Genomic DNA, 18,835 nt, shown 5'->3' with positions numbered 1-18,835 from the left:
AATCGGTTTGCGCTTCTGCAACGATGTCCTCGTCCGCCGCATTGTTGAGCGGGCGTGACGAATGGGGAGAATCGGGCGATGTGGTCGCCGAATGACTATCGAATCGCCACGCCCGCGCCCGAATTTTCCGTCAGCCATCGGCGTCGAAGAGCCGCGCGCGCCGGAGGTTTTCGGACGAGCATATTGCCCAGCACGTACTTATATGGTGACAGACAGTGGATGGTTCGACGCACGCTCGCGCTTCGGGCGCGGAACGGGAAGGCAAACGCTCCTACATGAAGGACTACGCACTTTACGCACGCTTCTTCGGCCTGACAGAGCGGCCCTTCACGCTGACGCCCGATCCGGGCTACCTCTTCTGGTCATCGCAGCACCGTGACGGGTTCTCGGTGCTGGAATACGGCATCATGGCCCAGGTCCCGATCACGCTTTTGACCGGCGAGGTCGGCTCGGGCAAGACGACGCTCGTGCAGGAGCTTCTGAAAAAGCTCGACGAGCACCTGACGGTCGGGCTGATCTCGAACGCGCAGGGCGGCCGCGGCGAACTGCTGCAATGGATCCTGAACGCGCTCGGCGTCGCGATCGAGCCCGCGGCGAGCTACGTCCAGCTCTTCCAGACGCTGCAGGATTTCCTCGTGGCCGAGTACGCCGCCGGCCGGCGCGTCGTGCTGGTCTTCGACGAGGCGCAGAACCTCTCGATGGAGGGGCTCGAGGAACTGCGCATGCTCACCAACATCAACGCCAACAAGGACGACCTCGTGCAGCTCGTGCTGGTGGGCCAGCCGGAACTGCGCGAGATGATCGAAAGCCCGCGGCTGCGCCAGCTCGCGCAGCGCGTGGCGGCAAGCTATCACCTGCGCGCGATGGATGAGGCGACCGTGCAGGCCTACATCCGCCACCGCCTCGAATGCGCGGGCGGGCAGGGGAGCGAGTTTACCCCCGACGCCTGCCGCGAGATCTTTGAAAAGAGCCGCGGCGTGCCCCGGCTCGTCAACCAGCTGTGCGAGTTCGCGATGCTCTATGCCTGGAGCGCGGACACCCGCACGATCGACGCGCAGATCGTCGCGAACGTGCTCGACGACGGTGTCTTTTTCGCAGGCTATCTACCCGAGGAGAGCGAGGCCCGATGAGCGAGGTCCGGTACTACCTGTCGATCTTCCTGCGGCGTCTGCCGTTCTTCCTGCCGGTCTTCCTGGTGATCTCGGCGGCGTCGGTGATCGTGGCCTACACGTTGCCGCCGGCCTATGTCAGCGAGACGCGGCTCGTGGTGCAGTCGCCGCAGATCCCCGAGGAGCTTGCGCCCTCGACGGTGCAGATCCCCGCGCTCGAACAGCTCCAGATCATCCAGCAACGGCTGCTCACGCGCGCCAACATGCTCGACATCGCGCGCCAGCTCGACGTGCTGCCCGATCTCGACCAGATGAGCCCCGACCAGATCGTCGAGGCGATGCGGGCGCGCACCAGCCTGAACGTCTCGTCCGGGCGCAACGCGGCCACGCTGATGACGATCGGCTTCGAGGCGCCCGAGGCGCGCACGGCGGCGGCGGTTCTGGGAGAATACCTCACCCTCATCCAGCGCGAGGACGCGACCTTCCGGCGGGGCAGCGCGGGCGAGACGCTGGATTTCTTCGAGCAGCAGGTCACCGACCTCTCGCGCGAGGCCGATCTCAAGAGCGCCGAGATCCTCGAGTTCAAGAACGCGAACTCGGGCGCGCTGCCGGAGACGCTCGACTACCGCCTGTCGCAGCAGTCCACGCTGCAGCAGCGTCTCTCCCAGATCGAGCGCGACATCTCGGCGCTCACCGACCAGCGCGACCGGCTCATCACCCTTTTCGAGACCACGGGCCGCGTCGAGGCGGCCGCCGGCCGGCCGCCGAGCCGGGAAGAGCAGCGCCTCGACGAGCTCGAGCAGGAGCTCGACGCCGCGCTCGCCGTCTATTCCGAGAGCGCGCCCCGGGTGCAGCTCCTGCGCACCCGGATCGCCCGGCTCGAGGAGCAGATCGCGGCGCGCGCGGCCGCGCAGGAGACCGAGGAAGAGACCGAGGAGAGCGCGGCGGCCGCGGCGCGTCCCGCGGTGCTCGAGATCCAGCTGAGCGAGATCGACAGCCGGGTCGCGATCCTTGAGGAGCAGAAAGCCGCCACCGCGGCGCAGCTCTCCGCGCTCGAGGAGAGCATCGAGCGCACGCCGACGGTCTCCATCCGGCTCGAGGAGATGACGCGCGAGTACCAGGCGGTGCAGCAGCAACTCACGATCGCGCAGGATCGCCTGTCGCGCGCGCGGACCGGCCAGCTCATCGAGACGCGCTCGCGGGGGCAGAAGATCTCGGTGATCGAGCCGCCGGCGGTGCCGAGCGAGCCTACCAAGCCCAACCGGATGCTCATCGCCGCGGGCGGGGGCGTGTTCGGGCTTTTCGCGGGCGGGCTGCTCGTCTTCCTCATCGAGGCGCTCAACCGTTCGGCGCGGCGGCCCGAAGACCTCGTGAAGCGGTTCAACATCGCGCCGATAGGTACCATCCCCTTCATCCGCACGCGCCGGCAGGTGATCCTGCAGCGCTCGGTGAAGGTCGCGATGCTGCTGATCATCCTCGTGGGGGTGCCCGCGGCGGTCTACGCGGTGCACACCTATTATCTGCCGCTCGACGTGATCGCCGATCGCGCGATGAACAAGGTCGGTATCCGCCTCTGAGGGGCGGTCAATTCGGGAGTGGGTTGAATGGAACGGCTACAGGCGGCGATCGAGAAGGCGCGCAGGGAGCGTGACGCAGGCGATCCGGCCCGGCAGACCCCCGCCGCGGCGAGCGTGGCGGCGGCGCCGCCGCCGCCGCGGGACGACGCGGCCTGGGACGCGCTCGCGCGGATCAGCTTCGACCGGCGCGTGCTGCGCAGGAACCGCGTCGTCACCTTCGACGGCGGACCCGAGGCGGGGCCCTACGACATGCTCCGGACCAAGCTTCTGCAGCGCGCGAAGGAACATGGCTGGCGGCGCATCGCCATCACCTCGCCCGACAGCCACAGCGGCAAGACGACGACGGCGGCGAACCTCGCCTTCAGCCTCGCGCGGCGGCGGGACATGCGCACGCTCGTGCTCGATCTCGACCTGCGCCGGCGGGCGCTCGGCCGCATGCTGGGCCAGCGCGTCGTGCACACCATGGCCGACGTGCTGGAGGGGCGGGTGCGTTTCGAGGAGCACGGGTGCCGCTACGAGGAGAACCTCGCCTTCGGGCTCAACGGCGCCGCCGTGCGCAACCCCGCCGAAGTGCTGCAGAGCCGCCGGACGGCCGAGGTGCTCGACGAGATCGACGCGGCGCTCAGCCCCGACATCGTGCTCGTCGACCTGCCGCCGATGATGGCGACGGATGACAGTTTCGGGTTCCTGCGCAACGTCGATTGCGCGCTCATCCTGGCGGGCGCGGAGAAGACGGGCCTCGATCTCATCGACGTGGCGGAGCGGCAGGTGGCCGAACTCACCAACGTGATGGGCATCGTGCTCAACAAGAGCCGCTACACGGACGGGGCCTATGGATACGAGCAAGGCTACTACTGAGCGCGTCCCCGAGGTCTCGGTCGTCATCCCGCACTACAACGACCCCGAACGGCTCGGTCTCTGCCTCTGCGAGCTGATGGAGAACGACACGGGCGGGGTCGAGATCATCGTCGTCGACAACGGCTCCACCGTGCCCATCGACGCGGTGCGGGAGAGGTTTCCCGCGGTGCGCTTTCTCATCGAGACGGAAAAGGGCGCCGCGCCCGCGCGCAACCGCGGCGTGAGCGCCGCACGCGGCGAGATCCTCGCCTTCATCGACGCCGACTGCGTGCCGGCCCGCGACTGGCTGGCCGCCGTGCGCCGCGTCGCGTCCCGTGCCGACCTCGTGGGCGGGCGCGTCTCGGTCTTCGACGAGACCCCGCCGCCCCGGACCGGCGCGCAGGCCTTCGAGGCCGTCTTCGCCTTCGATTTCCGGACCTACATCGAGAAGAAGGGGTTTTCCGGGGCCGGCAACCTCGTGACCACGCGCGCGGTCTTCGAGGATGTCGGGCCTTTCGTCAACGGCCTCTCGGAAGACACGGAATGGACGAAGCGCGCGGTGGCGAAGGGCTATCGCCTGGTCTACGACGACGGGCTGCGGGTCGGGCACCCGTCGCGCTCGGACTGGCCCGCGCTCAGGGCCAAGTGGCGCCGCCTGACCGAGGAGGCCCACGCGCTCGAGCGGGCGGAGGGCCGGCCGCGCCGCCGGTGGCTGGCGAAGGCGCTCATGATGCCGGCGAGCATCCTGGCGCATCTGCCGCGTGTGCTGTCGCATCGCGACCTGCGCTCCCCGGGAGAGCGCTGGCGCGCGGCGCTCACGCTCGCCCGGCTGCGCCTCCTGCGCATGAGGTGGATGCTGCGCCAGGCGTTTGGCATGCCGTCCGATTAGGCTTGCACGCGCAACGCTACTCCGTTGCACAAACCGTCTGACGCACGGAGCCGCCTGTCACCGGAAAAACTTATCTCAAGGGTTCGGTGGTTGGCATGCCAAGCGTGGTGTAGCCGTTAAGGACCCCGATGCGGACATGGAGTTCTGCGGAGTGGGGGGCGAAGTCTCTCATCATGAGCCACTGGACCAACGATTTTACATGAAGCATCTTGGTCTCGACGCGACTCTGGCGGTGGTATCCGTTCCATCGTCGCCAGATCGTACGACCGAGGTATTTTAAGGCTCGAAGGGCGTCCTTGCGCGCTACGGTGCCGTTGGTGCTGAGCTTCCAGTTTCTGCGTTCCTGCGCGGTGAAACGACGGCATACGCCTCGCGGTCGACGATGGTATCGTGGCATTTGCGCATGTCTTTGGCACGATCTGCCGTGACGCTTGCCATCTCATGATCGGCCGCGACTTGATCAAGCATTTCAGGGCGCATCGGCAAGCTTCCGATACGGCTATTAGTGACCTCGACGGCCCGCACCTCCAGCGCTTGCTCGTAGATCCCAGGGTGTACATTGCGCCAGACGCGGCGTTAAGGCTCAGCATGCTTGCGGGCATGCCTGTCGCCTTTTCACTCAATCTTTTTTTGTACCCGGGCTGTCTACCAGCAGTTCCAGCGGTCCCTCGGAACCACGATAGGGAATGTACACGGTCAAGGTCTTCTGGTGACGGGAGTGTGTGCTGAGGTCCGGCGCCGGCCACTCCGCGTCAACCAGTTGCAGCAGGATCTCAACAAAGCCTGTGGTCTAGCGCAATGCCATGCCGAACAGCACCTTCATTGTCAGACAGGTTTGGATCGCGGGATCGCTGTAACTGGATTGTCGGCGACGCTTGCCAGTCGGCTTGATTTCCAAAGGCATGTCGGTATTAAGCCGGACCATCAGCGAGCGTCCGCGCTTGAGCGCTTCTTTGTAGGCTGGTCAGATCTTGGTCTCGTGGCTCGGAGGTATTGATCTGCTCTAGTTACCAAGCCATAACGCTGGATTTGCGACTCAGGCCCATCAACAAATTTTTTTACCAAAATCGAAGAAAAATCAAAGCAAGCTTGTGGCAATTTTGTCAACCCTTTCACCCCAAGCGTCCCAATTAAGATTTTCTTCAAACTCATCTCTTGCAGTCTCCTGTAGTTTCCTCATGCTTTCGGAGTTGGACGCTAAATTGCAAATGCGATCTGCGTATTGTTTAACGTCTGCATCCTCTGAAAAAAGAAATCCGGAAACACCATCACGAACGGCGGAAGACACGCCGCCAGTGTTGGACGCAAGGCTTATGACACCGTGGGCCGCCGCTTCACAAAATACAATACCAAAACATTCATTGACTGTCGGCAATATCATGAAATGAGATTGCCTGTATAATTCAGAAAGCATCCTTTCTTGATTTCTCTCAGTTTTGTCAAGAAATGGGTAAACTGTCACTCTCTCGGGATCGAAATGCCCTGGTGGTACGCATCCAATAATCGTGAGGTGCGCATCGAAGCCCCGCTTGACGAGCGTATTCAATATGGCAATTGCTTTTTCACCTCCTTTTCGTTGCCAGTCGACACCAACAAATAGGAGATGAAGTCCGTTTTTTGACTTTGCGGATAATACAGGCTCCCTTTCGGGCTCAATCATTAAATTCGCACCAAATGGGACTATGTGTACTTTCCGTTCATCTGCGCCGTACTGCTGGAGCGCAGAGTTTGCCGCCCAGCGTGAAGGGTAAATGATTGCATCGGCGCGCGAAATTGAGCTTGCTTCTAATTCGTTGACTTCATTTTTTGACTTTGCGCTCAAATTAAGAAATTGGGGATAGTAGTCGATCATCAATTCGGCAGTGGCGTCAGATGTGTATATTATTGGCAACGTGCTTTCGAGAAATGCGATCAATGCGGATCCTGCCGGCGCCACCAAAACATCAAGATTTTCTCTTTTGAGTCGCTGCTCGATTATTTTGGCATTGTCTCGCGCGACCCGATACGATTGGCCGGGCACAATGTTATGCGCTTTCAATATTTTGCGCAGGCGATTTTCGGCACGCTTAACCCACAATGAACTTGGTTCGACCGGCCCTATGGGAACAACGCTTCCAACATGCTTTGAGAGTGACCGTGAAATGAAGTAGTTTGTTCCTGACCATGTGCGGGGATTATTTGGGTCTTGAGTTGTTATCAGTCCAATTTTCATGCGCGCTCGCAAGGTTGATGTGTCAATTGAGATTTACGACTTCTTACGGTGGTGCAAATGGATTGGCACTGTCTGCTGGCGCGACACGAACGATTGGAAGTTCGTCCGTGTTGAGGCGCAGCTTACTTGTTTAGGATAAGCGGAGTTTGATGTTAAGCTTTTGTTGTTTCAAGTATGAAGTTTTGTGGCCTTGCGGCCAGCAGCGGTGTTCCACGCGGGGGCGAGGAAGCGCGCGGCGGTCATTTATAAAGCCAGTGCGCGGCTCAGTCGACGGTCACCGACGATGATGGCCGACGTTGGGGCGAGGAGGGTTGCGGCGTTTCGCTTGGCTTGCTCTTCTGTGTGCCTGCCGGGGGATGGGACGTGGAGGCAGATCATGCTCATTGGCTCCGGATCTACGGTGATCTACTCGGTCTTCTGCGGGACCCTCCTGACGAGACGATTGAGGCCTTGCGCACGTGTTAAGCATGGCGGTGGTGAAGTGCAGCGTGCAGGGGTGTTCCCCGAAACCTAGCCCGAGATTGCGCACCGTGGCGAACGGGCGGCGTATCTCGCGCAAGGGTAGGCGTGCGCCTCGCAGTCAGGATTATGGTTGACTTGCCTGACCGCGCAGGAGGGATAATCGGGATCGTGGGCGCTGAAGAGGTCGTCGCCTGAGGACTAGCCCTCCTCAATCGTGCGCCAGTGGGCGGACTGGCCCGCGCTCAGGGCCAAGTGGCGCCGGCTGACCGAGGAAGCGCACGCGCTCGAGCGGGCGGAGGGCCGGCCGCGCCGCCGGTGGGTGGCGAAGGCGCTCATGATGCCGGCGAGCATCCTGGCGCATCTGCCGCGCGTGCTGTCGCACCGCGACCTGCGCTCGCCGGGAGAGCGCTGGCGCGCGGCGCTCACGCTCGCCCGGCTGCGCTTCCTGCGCATGGGGTGGATGCTGCGCCAGGCGGCTGGGGCGTCGGCTGGTCTAGCCCGCTCGGGCGGCGGAGGGCGGGACGGCGAGGACGTCGCGGTCGGCCTTGCGCAGCACCGCTTCGGCCACGCTGCCGAGGAAGAGCTTCGCGAGGCCGCTGCGGCCGTGGGTGCCCACCACCACGAGGTCGGCCGCCTCCTCCCGCGCGGCCTCGAGGATCGCGTCGGCCGGGGCGGCGTCGCTCAGGCGCGGGCTCTGGCGGAGCGTGCCGAGGCCCGTCGCCTCGACGAAGGCCGCAAGCTCGCGCGCGGCCTCGCTGCGCGCGTCGTCGCGGTAGGCGGCGCGCCCCTCGGGCGCGACGTTGCCGCCGAGGACGAGATGGCCCACCGGCGCGTCGACGACGTGCAGGATCGAGCGCCGGGCGTCGCCCGCGATCCCGAGCCGCGTCGCGGCGCGGGCCGCCGCGGCGGCGCCGTCGGAGAGGTCGGTGGTGAGCATGACGTGGGCGTAAGGCGCCACGGGCGGGGCGTTGACCATCAGCACGGGCGTCGTCACCGACCGGATCGTGCGCTCGGCGGTGGTGCCGACGAAGACGTCGCGCAGGGCCTGCCGCCGGTGCGGGCCGATGACGAGCAGGTCCGCGGCGCTCTCCGCGGCTGCCTGCGCGATGCCGGCGAAGGGGTCGGCCAGGACCAGGCGGGTTTCGCAGTCGAGCCCGTCGACGCGGCGCACCGTGGCGCGCAGGTCCTCCAGGAGCCCGGCGGCCGCCTCGCGTTCGCTGTCGAGGATGCGCCGCGGCTGGTCGTCGTCGACGACATGGACGACCACGAGGGTGGCGCCGACCTGCCGGGCGAGCAGGGACGCGCGCCGGAACGCCCGGTCCGAGCGCTCGGAAAAGTCGGTGGCCAGCAGGATCGTCTTCATCGCATGCCCCCCTCTCGCCGACGGGTCGTCACGTTCTTGACCCCAAGCGGTGCCTGCGGCAAATCATTTCACCGAAATCACCCCGATTGCACCAGATAACGCTATCCTTCACGCAACGACACTGCAAAGGTCCATGCCATGGCCCGCGACGCGTATCAGACGGTCAAGGAAGTGGCCGACCGGTTGAAGGTCAGCGAGGCGACGGTGCGCGGCTGGATCCGGCAGGGCGAGCTGCGCGCGATCGTGATCGGCAAGGGGTGGCGGATCGCCGACGCGGACCTGGCGGCGTTCCTGGCCAGCCACGCGACGCGGGCGCGCGCGCCGGACGCGCCCGAAGCGGGCGCCCCGCCCGGGCCCCCGGGCGGGCGGGACGCATGATCGACGCGCTGACCCATTCGCCCTTCGCCGAGGTCGCGCTTCTGCTGGTGATGGCCGCGGCCATCGGGCTTTTCGGCATCGCGCTGCGCCAGCCGCTGATCGTGAGCTTCATCGCCGTCGGCCTGATCGCGGGGCCCTCGGCGCTCGATGTCGTGCGCGCCGATGCGCAGATCGATCTTCTGTCGCAACTCGGCATCGCCGTTCTGCTCTTCCTCGTCGGCATCAAGCTCGACGTGAAGCTCATCCGGTCGCTCGGCGCGGTGTCGCTCACGACCGGGCTCGGGCAGGTCGCCTTCACCTCGGTCTTCGGCTTCCTGATCGGGCTTGCGCTGGGGCTCGGCGCGGTCACCAGCCTCTACGTCGCGGTGGCGCTGACGTTCTCCTCGACGATCATCATCGTCAAGCTGCTCTCCGACAAGCGCGAGATCGACAGCCTGCACGGGCAGATCGCGCTCGGCTTCCTGATCGTGCAGGACATCGTCGTCGTGCTGGCGATGATCGTGCTCTCGGCCATCGGGATCGGCGCGGCGGCGGAGGGCGGCGGCCACGGCGGCGGCACGGTGCTTTCGGTGCTCGTCTCGGGCGTGGCGATGGTCGCGCTCGTCGTGCTCTTCGTGCGCTACATCGCCGACCCGCTGACCGAGCGGCTCGCCCGCGCGCAGGAGTTGCTGGTGATCTTCGCCATCGCGATGGCGGCGATGTTCGCGGCGATCGGGGATTTCGTGGGGCTGGGCAAGGAGGTGGGCGGGCTCCTGGCCGGCGTGGCGCTCGCCTCCACGCCCTACCGCGAGACCATCGCGGCGCGGCTCGCCCCGCTTCGCGACTTCCTGCTGCTCTTCTTCTTCATCGCGCTCGGCGCGACGCTCGACCTGTCGCTGCTGGGCACGCATGTCACCGGCGCGATCGTCTTCTCGCTCTTCGTGCTGATCGGCAACCCGCTCATCGTGCTCGCGATCATGGGGGCGATGGGCTACCGCAAGCGCACCGGCTTCCTCGCCGGGCTGACGGTCGCGCAGATCAGCGAGTTCTCACTGATCTTCGTGGCGATGGGCGTCTCGATCGGCCATGTCGAGGAGGACGCGCTCGGCCTCGTGACCATGGTCGGGCTCGTCACCATCGCGGCCTCCACCTACATGATCACCTATTCGCACCGGCTCTACGCGCTCTTCGAGCCGGTGCTCGGGATCTTCGAGCGCCGCGGCACCCCGCGCGAGCCCTCCGACGCGGCCGCGCATCGCGGCGACCGCTACAAGGTGATCGTCTTCGGGCTGGGCCGGTTCGGCACCGCCATCGGGATGCGGCTGCAAAAGCGCGGCGTCACGGTGCTGGGGGCGGATTTCAACCCGCTCGCGGTGCGGCGGTGGCGCGAGCTGGGCCTCGCGAGCGAGTTCGGCGACGCGACCGACCCGGAGTTCGTGGCCGAGCTTCCGCTCTCGCAGGCCGACTGGATCGTCTCGACCGTGCCGATCCACCCCACCGGCCTGAGCCACGAGGACACGCGCACGACGCTGATCCAGCTCACGCGGGCGGCGGGGTTTTCGGGCCGGATCGCCGTCGCCTCGCATCATCCCCGCGACACCGAGGCGCTTTTCGGCGCGGGCGCCGACATCGTGCTCGAGCCGTTCCAGGACGCGGCCGATCAAGCGGTTGACCTGCTGTGCGGCGCGCCCGAAAAGGAACGTACCGAGATCCCGGAGATCGGGACCGAGGAGAAGCAGGCGTCGTGAGCGCAAACGCGCGGCGTCGGGAAAGGCGAGGCGCAGCCGATGACCGACACCCGCGAGACCGCCCCGCACGCCCGCCCCGCCGCGGACCTGCTCGACGCGTTCGCGACGGGGCCCGACGGGCTCGGCGCCGGGGAGGCCGCCCGCCGGCTGGCCGAGCAGGGGCCGAACCGCCTGCCCGAGCCGCCGGCGCCCAACCCGGTGCTGCGGTTCCTGGGGCACTTCCACAACGTGCTGATCTACGTGCTCATCGCCTCCGCCGCGGTGACGGCGGCGTTGCAGCACTGGATCGACACCGGCGTGATCCTCGCCGTAGTGCTCGTCAACGCGGTGATCGGCTACATCCAGGAGGGCCGGGCCGAGCAGGCGATGGCCGCGATCCGGGGGATGCTGGCGCCGCAGTCGACGGTGCTGCGCGACGGGCGGCGCACGAGCCTGGATGCGGCCGGGCTCGTGCCGGGCGACATCGTGCTGGTCGAGGCGGGCGACCGCGTGCCCGCGGACCTGCGGCTGATCGCGGCGCGCGGGCTCAAGGCCGAGGAGGCGGTGCTGACGGGCGAGTCGGTGCCCGTCGACAAGGGCACCGCGCCCGTCGCGGCGGAGGTGTCCCTGGGCGACCGGAGCCCGATGCTCTTTTCGGGCACGCTCGTGGCGGCCGGGGCGGGGCGCGGCGTCGTGGTGGCCACCGGGGCCGACACGCAGATCGGCCGGATCAGCGGCATGCTCGGCCGCGTGGAGACGCTGACCACCCCGCTCGTGGCGCAGATGGACCGCTTCGCGCGCTGGCTCACGCTCTTCATCCTGATCGTGGCCGGCGCGCTGCTGAGCTACGGTTACTTCGTGGACCACCTGCCGTTTTCCGAGCTTTTCATGGCGGTGGTTGGCCTTTCGGTCGCGGCGATCCCCGAGGGGCTGCCGGCGGTGCTGACCATCACGCTGGCGGTGGGCGTGCAGGCGATGGCGCGGCGCAACGCCATCGTCCGCCGGCTGCCGGCGATCGAGACGCTGGGCTCGGTCTCGGTGATCTGCTCCGACAAGACCGGTACGCTGACCCGCAACGAGATGATGGCGACGACGCTGGCGGCGGCGGGCCGGGTCTACTCGGTGGGCGGCAGCGGCTACGCCCCCGAGGGCGCGGTGCGCTGGCGCGAGGCGGACGCCCATCCCGACGAGCACGCGGTACTGACCGAGATCGCCCGCGCGGCGGCGCTTTGCAACGACGCGCGGCTGCGCGGCGCGGAGGATGGCTGGCACGTCGAGGGCGACCCGATGGAGGGCGCGCTCATCGCGCTTGCGGGCAAGATCACCGGCGACGGGGCCGAGCCCCTGCGCGCGTGGCGCCGCGCCGACGCGATCCCCTTCGACGCGGCGCACCGCTACATGGCGACGCTGCATCACGGCCGGGGCGGCGAGGCCTGCATCCACGTCAAGGGCGCGCCGGAGGCGGTGCTCGCGCTCTGCGCCGACCAGCGCGCGCCCGATGGCGGGGTGGCGCCGCTCGACGCCGGGCACTGGAGCGACGAGGTCGAGGCGCTGGCCGCGGAAGGCCAGCGGGTGATCGCCGTCGCGGCGCGCCCGGCGCCGCGGGAGATGGAAACCCTGGAAAGCGCCGATCTCGAGGGGCGCCTCACGCTGATCGGGCTGATCGGGCTGATCGATCCGCCGCGCGCGGAGGCCATCGAGGCGGTGGCCGAGTGCCACGCCGCCGGCATCCGCGTGAAGATGATCACCGGCGATCACGCCGCGACGGCACGCGCCATCGCGGCCAGGATCGGTCTGACGAACCACGACCGCGTGCTCACCGGCGCCGATCTCGAGGCGATGGACGACGCCGCGCTCGCCGACATGGTGGTGGAGACCGACATCTTCGCGCGCACCTCTCCCGCGCACAAGCTGCGCCTCGTCACCGCGCTGCAGGCGCGCGGGCTCACCGTGGCGATGACCGGCGACGGGGTGAACGACGCGCCCGCGCTCAAGCGCGCCGACGCCGGCATCGCGATGGGGCTCAAGGGCAGCGAGGCGGCGAAGGAGGCCGCCGAACTGGTGTTGGCCGACGACAATTTCGCGTCCATCGCGGCGGCGGTGCGCGAGGGGCGCACGGTCTACGACAACATCAAGAAGGTGATCAGCTGGACCCTGCCCACCAACGCGGGCGAGGCGATGACGATCATCCTGGCGCTCTTCGCGGGCCTCGCGCTTCCGATCACGGCGGTGCAGATCCTGTGGGTAAACCTGGTCACGGCCGTGACCCTCGGCATCGCGCTGGCGTTCGAGCCGTCCGAGCCCGGCACCATGCGCCGCCCGCCGCGCCCGCGCGGAGAGCCGCTGCTGACCGGCGGGCTGATCTGGCAACTCGTGCTGGTCTCGGGGCTCTTTCTCGCCGCGGTCTTCGGCGTCTTTCTCTACGCGACCGACCGGGGGTATCCGGTCGAGCTGGCGCAGACGATGGCGATGAACACGCTCGTCGTTCTCGAGATCTTCTACCTCTTCTTCATCCGCAACATCCACGGCGCCTCGCTGCGCCTGTCGGCGCTGCTGGGCACCCGGGTCGTCTGGATCAGCGTGCTGACCGTGACCGGCCTGCAATTCGCCATCACCTACCTGCCGCCGTTGCAGCGGATCATGGGGACCGCGCCGGTGCCGCTGGCCGACGGCGTGATCATCGTGGCGATCGGCGCGGTCTTCTTCGCCCTGATCGAGACCGAGAAGCAGATGCGGCTCGCCTTCCGGGCGCCGGCCGCGGGATGACCCGCGCGCCCCGGGTGAGACCGGGGCGCGAGGATTGGGGTTGCGCGACGATTCGCGAATGAGGTAGTGTGCGCATGCATCATGAGTGGGGCGCGAGCCTCCGCCAACCTGCCGACCCCGGCAAGGTGGCTGCCCGCAAGGCGATGTGGCCGACACGGCAACGAAGGGGGGCGTTTCCTTCTCCTGGTGCGAATGATTGCCGGCCCCGTGCCGTCGGGACCGCCGCGCGCATGCGGCGCCCTCGGCCGATCGGGGCTGCGCACCCACCGCGACGCCGGCGCGCGCCGCCGCGTCGCCCAGCCAGAAGGAGGCCATGATGGCCACGACACCAGACCCCGGAACCGCCCTGACGCCGCCCGATCCGCAGCGCTTCGGACTTGCGTCCTTCCTCGAATTGCTGCCGGGCCGGGATCCCTTGCCCGGCCAGTCGCCGGCCGCGTTCCCCGCCTTCGAGGCGGGGCTTCTGCGCGCGCTGGCGCCCGTCACGCCCTACGAGGCGGTGATCGCGGAAAACCTGATCGCGATCGAGTGGGACCTGATGCAGCACCGCCGGATGCGCGACCGCGTCCTTGCGCGCCAGGTCGAGCACAAGATCACGGAGGCCGTCGTCGAGGCCTGCCACGCCCGCCACGAGGCGCATCTCGACCAGGTCTGGGACGCGTGGATCGAGGCCGGCAAGTCCGAGGAGGATTTCCACGAAGCGCCGTTCGACCGGCCGGGCGCCCTGAGCGAGGCGACCGAGCTCGCGGCGCGCGCGGTGTCGCGCGACGCCGGGACCGTGGCCGCGGCGGAGGCCGAGATCGCGGCGCTCGGACTGGACATGGTCGCGCTGATGGCCGAGTTCTGGCAGGCTGGCGAGGTCGCAACACGCTTCCATGACCGCAAGATCGTCGAGCTCGAGCCGCGCCGCCGCGAGGTGAAGCGGGATCTCGACGCGCTTCAGGCCGCCCGCCCGATCGAGGCGGTCGCGGAGGTGTCGTGACCAGCGCGCGCCAGGTCGCCGCCAACCGGCGGAACGCGCAGCGGAGCACCGGGCCGCGCTCCGCTTCGGGCAAGGCACGGGCATCGGGCAACGCCCGGCGCCACGGGCTGACCGCGGCGCCCGCGCCCGAGGCGGTGCAACGATGGCTCACGGTGATCCTCGATCGCACGGAGCTGCCCGCCGCGGCGGCCTTCCGGGAGGAGGAGGGGCTCTCCCGCGCGCTGGTGCTCGCGCGGGCGGAAGCGCGGGTCGCCGGGCTTGAGGCCCGGCTGGCGGCCTTGGCCGGCGGGGCCGGTCACGCGCCCGGCGTCGAGGACGCGATGGTGCTCGTCGGTCGCAAGGTGACCGAAACGTGGATCGACGGCCAGCTCGTCGAGACCCGCGTCCGCGAGAAACATGCGCCGGAGAGCGAACTCGCCCGGCGCTACCTGCGCGAGGCCAGGGGCGCGCGGAAGCGCGCGTTCCGGGGCTGGGTGGACTGGCTGCGCCAGGCGGGCGTTCCGGCATGACGGGCGGTTTTCCGAAACGAAGCCATTCCGGGCGCGCCCTCGGGAGGTCGTGCGACGGGCGGCGGACACCTGGCGCGTCGCGTCAGTTCTCCGAAACGAAGCCATATGACGGGCGGTTTTCCGAAACGAAGCCATTCCGGGCGCGCCCTTGGGAGGTCGGGCGACGGGCGGCGGACACCTTGCGCCTCACGGCAGTTTTCCGAAACGAAGCCATTCAAGCGCACCGACGATCCAGTCGCAGAACGGCCGCTTCTACGACGTTTCCCGAAACGAAGCCATTTTCGCGCCCGCCGCGCGCCGCGGCGGCGGCCAGGTGTCTGCGGGGGCTTTGGTCACCGTCGCGTGCCGATCGGACCCGCTCGGACTGCCTGTGGATGTCGAGGACCATGCCCAACGAAAAACGGCGACTTGTCACAAAGCCGCCGTCGTCGCGATCCGAAACGCCGATGTCAGGCGCGCTTGCGTCTCCGAATGACGGCCAGCCCGCCCAGCCCGGCAAGCAGCATCAGCCCCGCGCCCGGCGCCGGCACCGGGGCGACAAGATCCGCGGAGCCCTGCAAAGTGCAGAAAGCGCACCCGCTGGCGGTGGATTTGAGCGTGATGACGTGCGTGATCGAATAGGACGTCATGTCGAAAACGCCGCCAGTGTCCGAACTTTCGGAGGTGTTTCTCGACGCGATCTCGTTGAGTGGGGTCCATCTCTCGAACAGCGTGGCCCCGTAGAATGTCTCGACGGTGCCGGCGCCGCGCTGCGTGTTCAGGTTCTGGGTGAGCCGGTAGGGGCCCGACACGCCCGACGCGGTGTTGTCGAAGATGTGCGATACCTCGAGGGTGATGTCTGCGGAAGAGATGTCGTCGTAGAGGAATTGCGCGGTCAGGTTCGCGAAGAGCCCGTCGACCGGGGGAAATGCCGCGTTCGCGCCCGACGCGATTGCCAGTGCGAACCCACCGAACGCTCCGTAATAGTCCACGAGGTTGTCGGGCGCAGTCCCATCGGCGCCGTCGGCAATCATGACAGAGCGCCCGTCCCGATTGTCGATCAGCTTGAGCGTCAGCGCGCTGGCCTGGAGCGGCACGAGGATCAGCGCGAGGCCTGCGACTGCACGTTTGACAATCTTCAAATTCATACCGTCTACCTTCTCTTCGATGTCACGACATCGCGGCTGTCGCGGCGATGGTCGTGCATGGCCTGTTCCTCGGGAGTTACCGAAGGCAGGGTGGTCCGACAAGCCTCTTTTGCGCCACATTTTGGTTAAAGAGGCTGCGCTGCAACAATATCCGGAAACGGTAGCCCCAGATCCGGTGGGGCTGTCGAGGCGTTTCGGGTCCTGCGGCTCTGCGATGTGTTCCGGTTCGGAAGGGGTGGTCCGGGACTGCCGGCGGCCTCGTGGCGACAGCGGAGGCGTTCGGTGTGCGATCCCGCGGCCTCCGGGGCCTTCGCCCGTCCCCGCGCCGTACCTGTCCCGGCAGCACCCGTTCCGGGCCCCGGTGCGTGCCCAGAGAACAGACTGTTTCCGCCTTGATGCCGACACATTTCTTGCCGGGATCCGCGGCCATGGTGTACGTATGGTAAAGATTACGGAAGGGTGAACCGTGCGATTCGCCGTCAATTAGGGGGTAAGTCATGAGATTTTCCAGAATCACGAGTGCGGTGGCGGCCGTTCTCCTCGGGTCCGCGGCGCATGCCACGACGATCACGATCGAAACCTTCGACTTCACCGAGTGGCAGAACGTTACCGCTGGTGGCATCGTTGAGGATTTCGAGTCGATCCACGACGGCGCGAATTTCGTTAGCGGGTCGGAGGGCGAACTCGACGGCCCGCTCTCGACGAATGTCGGCACGTTCAGCTCCCTCGGGGGCTCCGGGTCGGGGTCGACCTGTGCTGCCAACAGCACGACGGGCTGTACGCAAATCGCGCTTGAAAACGATGAGGGGATCAACGATCAGGGCAATCTCGTTCCCGAAAACGGCGAGTGGTCGCTCAGCTCGAACGATACCCTGGGTATCCAGTGGGATGCCTCGACTGGCGGTGTCTTCTCGCGGCTGGTGTTTGGCATCCGTGACGCAGCGGATATCAGCGACATCTTCGTCACCATCACTGCCAATGGGGCATCGAAACAGATCGGCCCGAATGAAGCCAGCGGGTCGGAGTATCTGGTTGTGGTTAGCTTCAGCGAGGCGGTGAGCTCTGCGCTCGTCAAGATCGAGAACAGCGAGAACAAGCCCGACGACGCGTTCACGATCGACGGCGTTGCCGCCGTGCCGCTGCCGGCCTCGGCGTTGCTGCTGCTCGGGGGCATTGGGGCCCTGGGGGTCGCGCGGCGCCGGCGCCGCGCCTGATCCAAGCCGGCTACCACACGCACATCGCGCGCCGTGGCTCCTCGCCGCGGCGCGCTTTTTCGTGGGGCATCCGGGCGGAGGATCGTCGGTCAGGATCAAGCTGCGCGACGCGCGCCGGGATCCCCCACGCCGCGCGTCGCTCCTGCAAGCGTCTCACGGCCTGGTAACGGGCACCTCGCGCAGCACGGGCCGGCCGTCGGGCAACGCGTCCACCGGATAGCGTACGCCGCGCAAGGCGCCATCCTGGCCGCGCCGCCGTCCCGCGGCGTCGTACCGGGTGTCGCCCGAGGCCCGCGACCGGGTCCATCCCAGCAGGCTGCCGTCCACGCCGTAGCGGTAGACGTCGGTCCAGTCGGTGACCGGGAAGAGCGCCGGGTCGGCGTAGACGCCGTCCCGGGCCGCCCGCGTGATCCGCGCGATCCTCTGGCCGCCGTCGGGCGCGGGTTCGTAGACGCGCGCCTCGTGGGCGGGCAGCAGCACCGACACGAACCCCGGCGCGCTGTCGTGCGCGCCGTTCGAGGCGAAGACCCCGATGTCGATCCGCGGCGAGAGGATGTCGTCGCGCCCGGGCACCGGGCGCGGGGCCTGCCACTCCAGCGTGATCCGGGCGCGCCGGCCCGCGGCGTCGAGCGGCTCGATCCGCGTGCGCGCCGGGTCGCCGTGCAGGAGCGACCAGGTGAACCGCAGCGGCCGGCCGTTCGGATCGCGGGTCCTTGCGGCGGAGACGATCATGCTGCGCCGCCAGACCGGCGCGCGCCAGACACGCGCGATGGCCGAGGGCGTGTCGAAGAGCCGCTCGCCCAGCCCCTCGCCGAAGACATCCACGCCCGGGCGGGCCTCGGTCTCCGCGTCCACCTCGAGGCGGACCATGGGGGGCACGGCGTCGGGCGCGATGGCGTTCGCGAGCGCCACCATGCCGGAGAGATTGATGTCCCCGGCGGCGAAGACCGTGGGATGGGCGCGGCCGGTCAGGTAGGTCTCCCGGCGCAGGATGCCCAGCCGCGCGCGCCGGTAGACCATCTGCAGCGTGGTCGCGACGAGCCCGGCGCGCTGCAGCGCCGCCTTCGTGTCGGGGCGGAACGCCGCGAGGATCATCGCGAGCGCCTCGAGATGCGGGCGGTCCGACCCGGAGGAGCCCTGCGAGACCAGACAGTAGGGCGTGTTGGCGGGAAAGAGGTCGCCGTGCTCGGGGTCGTGATCCCTGTGTTCGGGAAAGACCCGGAGCGCCCCCGAGGCGTAGACCCGGAAGAGCCGATGCGCGCCGTCGGGCCGGGTCAGCGCGGCGCGGGGCAGGGAGCGCCAGAACGGGGTTCCGACCAGCGCCATGGAGCAGTTGCCGATGAGCGGCGCGTCGAAGAGCACGCGCAGCCCGAGGCCGCGCGCCAGACCGTCGTCCTGCGCCGCCTCGTCATAGACCGTCGCGGTCAGCTGCGGGTGGTCGCCGGCCGGAAGGCGGGAGTGCCCGCCGTCCAGGTTGTCGTAGAGGTCGCCGTGGTTGCCCGCCGCGGCGCCCGACGCGAAAAGCGCCGCGAGGCGCCGGTGCGCGGGTGTGCGCGCCTCAGGATCGACGACCGCCGCGCGTCTGTCGTCGAAGGCGACGCGGGCGAGCAGCCAGCCGCCCGGCTCCAGCCGTTCGAGCGCGGCGCGGCGCACCTCGAGCCGGCCGTCGCGCGCGACGAGGCCCGGGCCGCGCCCGCGCAGCTC

14 protein-coding genes, 1 pseudogene and 1 riboswitch are annotated in these 18,835 nt (G+C 67.9%); of the genes and pseudogenes, 10 read left to right on the top strand and 5 right to left on the bottom strand.

Annotated features, from left to right (window positions below; translation table 11 throughout):
• Positions 1-275 precede the first annotated feature (275 nt).
• Genes AB6A66_RS11305 through AB6A66_RS11290 form a run of 4 tightly spaced genes read left to right on the top strand, consistent with a single transcriptional unit; the run spans position 276 to position 4,412 of the window.
• Positions 276-1,130, top strand: a complete 855-nt coding sequence (locus AB6A66_RS11305; protein WP_371055980.1) for an ExeA family protein — start codon at positions 276-278, stop codon at positions 1,128-1,130.
• Entirely contained in the window at positions 1,127-2,686 is a 1,560-nt protein-coding gene (locus tag AB6A66_RS11300) for a GumC family protein (RefSeq protein WP_371055979.1), read from the top strand. The genes AB6A66_RS11305 and AB6A66_RS11300 overlap by 4 nt, the downstream gene beginning before the upstream one ends.
• Before the next feature lie 27 nt (positions 2,687-2,713).
• Complete coding sequence (locus AB6A66_RS11295) at positions 2,714-3,544, top strand: CpsD/CapB family tyrosine-protein kinase (protein ID WP_371055978.1); 831 nt, start codon at positions 2,714-2,716, stop codon at positions 3,542-3,544.
• The gene (locus AB6A66_RS11290; protein ID WP_371055977.1) at positions 3,519-4,412 is read left to right on the top strand and encodes a glycosyltransferase family 2 protein; all 894 of its coding nucleotides are present in this window, start codon (positions 3,519-3,521) and stop codon (positions 4,410-4,412) included. Before AB6A66_RS11295 ends, AB6A66_RS11290 begins: the two co-directional genes overlap by 26 nt.
• A gap of 70 nt (positions 4,413-4,482) precedes the next feature.
• Here AB6A66_RS11290 and AB6A66_RS11285 read toward each other — a convergent pair.
• The 3 genes and pseudogenes from AB6A66_RS11285 to AB6A66_RS11275 all read right to left on the bottom strand — a co-directional run bounded on the left by AB6A66_RS11285 (position 4,483) and on the right by AB6A66_RS11275 (position 8,449).
• A pseudogene (locus tag AB6A66_RS11285) lies at positions 4,483-5,406 on the bottom strand (IS5 family transposase).
• Positions 5,407-5,490: 84 nt separating this feature from the next.
• The gene (locus AB6A66_RS11280; protein ID WP_371055976.1) at positions 5,491-6,624 is read right to left on the bottom strand and encodes a glycosyltransferase family 4 protein; all 1,134 of its coding nucleotides are present in this window, start codon (positions 6,622-6,624) and stop codon (positions 5,491-5,493) included.
• A gap of 955 nt (positions 6,625-7,579) precedes the next feature.
• The gene (locus AB6A66_RS11275) at positions 7,580-8,449 is read right to left on the bottom strand and encodes a universal stress protein (protein ID WP_371055975.1); all 870 of its coding nucleotides are present in this window, start codon (positions 8,447-8,449) and stop codon (positions 7,580-7,582) included.
• A gap of 138 nt (positions 8,450-8,587) precedes the next feature.
• Here AB6A66_RS11275 and AB6A66_RS11270 point away from each other — a divergent pair, with 138 nt between their 5' ends.
• The 5 genes from AB6A66_RS11270 (at position 8,588) to AB6A66_RS11250 (ending at position 14,790) form a co-directional block, all read left to right on the top strand.
• Positions 8,588-8,827 (top strand): helix-turn-helix domain-containing protein, encoded by a 240-nt coding sequence (locus AB6A66_RS11270; protein WP_371055974.1) that lies wholly within the window; start codon positions 8,588-8,590, stop codon positions 8,825-8,827.
• Complete coding sequence (locus AB6A66_RS11265; RefSeq protein ID WP_371055973.1) at positions 8,824-10,554, top strand: cation:proton antiporter; 1,731 nt, start codon at positions 8,824-8,826, stop codon at positions 10,552-10,554. The genes AB6A66_RS11270 and AB6A66_RS11265 overlap by 4 nt, the downstream gene beginning before the upstream one ends.
• 39 nt (positions 10,555-10,593) lie before the next feature.
• Positions 10,594-13,299: a cation-transporting P-type ATPase gene (locus tag AB6A66_RS11260; protein WP_371055972.1), complete on the top strand. Its 2,706-nt coding sequence runs from the start codon at positions 10,594-10,596 to the stop codon at positions 13,297-13,299.
• Between the two features lie 71 nt (positions 13,300-13,370).
• Positions 13,371-13,474: riboswitch (SAM-I-IV-variant riboswitch) on the top strand.
• Between the two features lie 141 nt (positions 13,475-13,615).
• Positions 13,616-14,281 carry a hypothetical protein gene (locus AB6A66_RS11255; RefSeq protein WP_371055971.1) on the top strand — a complete coding sequence of 222 codons (666 nt, stop codon included), beginning with the start codon at positions 13,616-13,618 and terminating at the stop codon, positions 14,279-14,281.
• On the top strand, positions 14,278-14,790 hold the full coding sequence (locus AB6A66_RS11250; protein ID WP_371055970.1) for a hypothetical protein: 513 nt from the start codon (positions 14,278-14,280) through the stop codon (positions 14,788-14,790). Before AB6A66_RS11255 ends, AB6A66_RS11250 begins: the two co-directional genes overlap by 4 nt.
• A gap of 449 nt (positions 14,791-15,239) precedes the next feature.
• On the opposite strand, the gene AB6A66_RS11245 is transcribed toward AB6A66_RS11250, so the two are convergent.
• On the bottom strand, positions 15,240-15,917 hold the full coding sequence (locus AB6A66_RS11245) for a PEP-CTERM sorting domain-containing protein (RefSeq protein WP_371055969.1): 678 nt from the start codon (positions 15,915-15,917) through the stop codon (positions 15,240-15,242).
• A gap of 497 nt (positions 15,918-16,414) precedes the next feature.
• On the opposite strand from AB6A66_RS11245, the gene AB6A66_RS11240 reads away from it, so the two are divergent.
• Positions 16,415-17,131, top strand: a complete 717-nt coding sequence (locus AB6A66_RS11240) for a VPLPA-CTERM sorting domain-containing protein (protein WP_371055968.1) — start codon at positions 16,415-16,417, stop codon at positions 17,129-17,131.
• Between the two features lie 153 nt (positions 17,132-17,284).
• On the opposite strand, the gene AB6A66_RS11235 is transcribed toward AB6A66_RS11240, so the two are convergent.
• Positions 17,285-18,835: hypothetical protein (locus tag AB6A66_RS11235; RefSeq protein WP_371055967.1), on the bottom strand; the 1,551-nt coding region annotated here is incomplete at its 5' end.

It is taken from the genome of Rhodosalinus sp. K401 (genome assembly GCF_041365735.1).
GTDB lineage: Bacteria > Pseudomonadota > Alphaproteobacteria > Rhodobacterales > Rhodobacteraceae > Rhodosalinus.
Note: the sequence above shows the minus strand (reverse complement) of the source record. Positions and strands in the feature narration are given on the sequence as shown.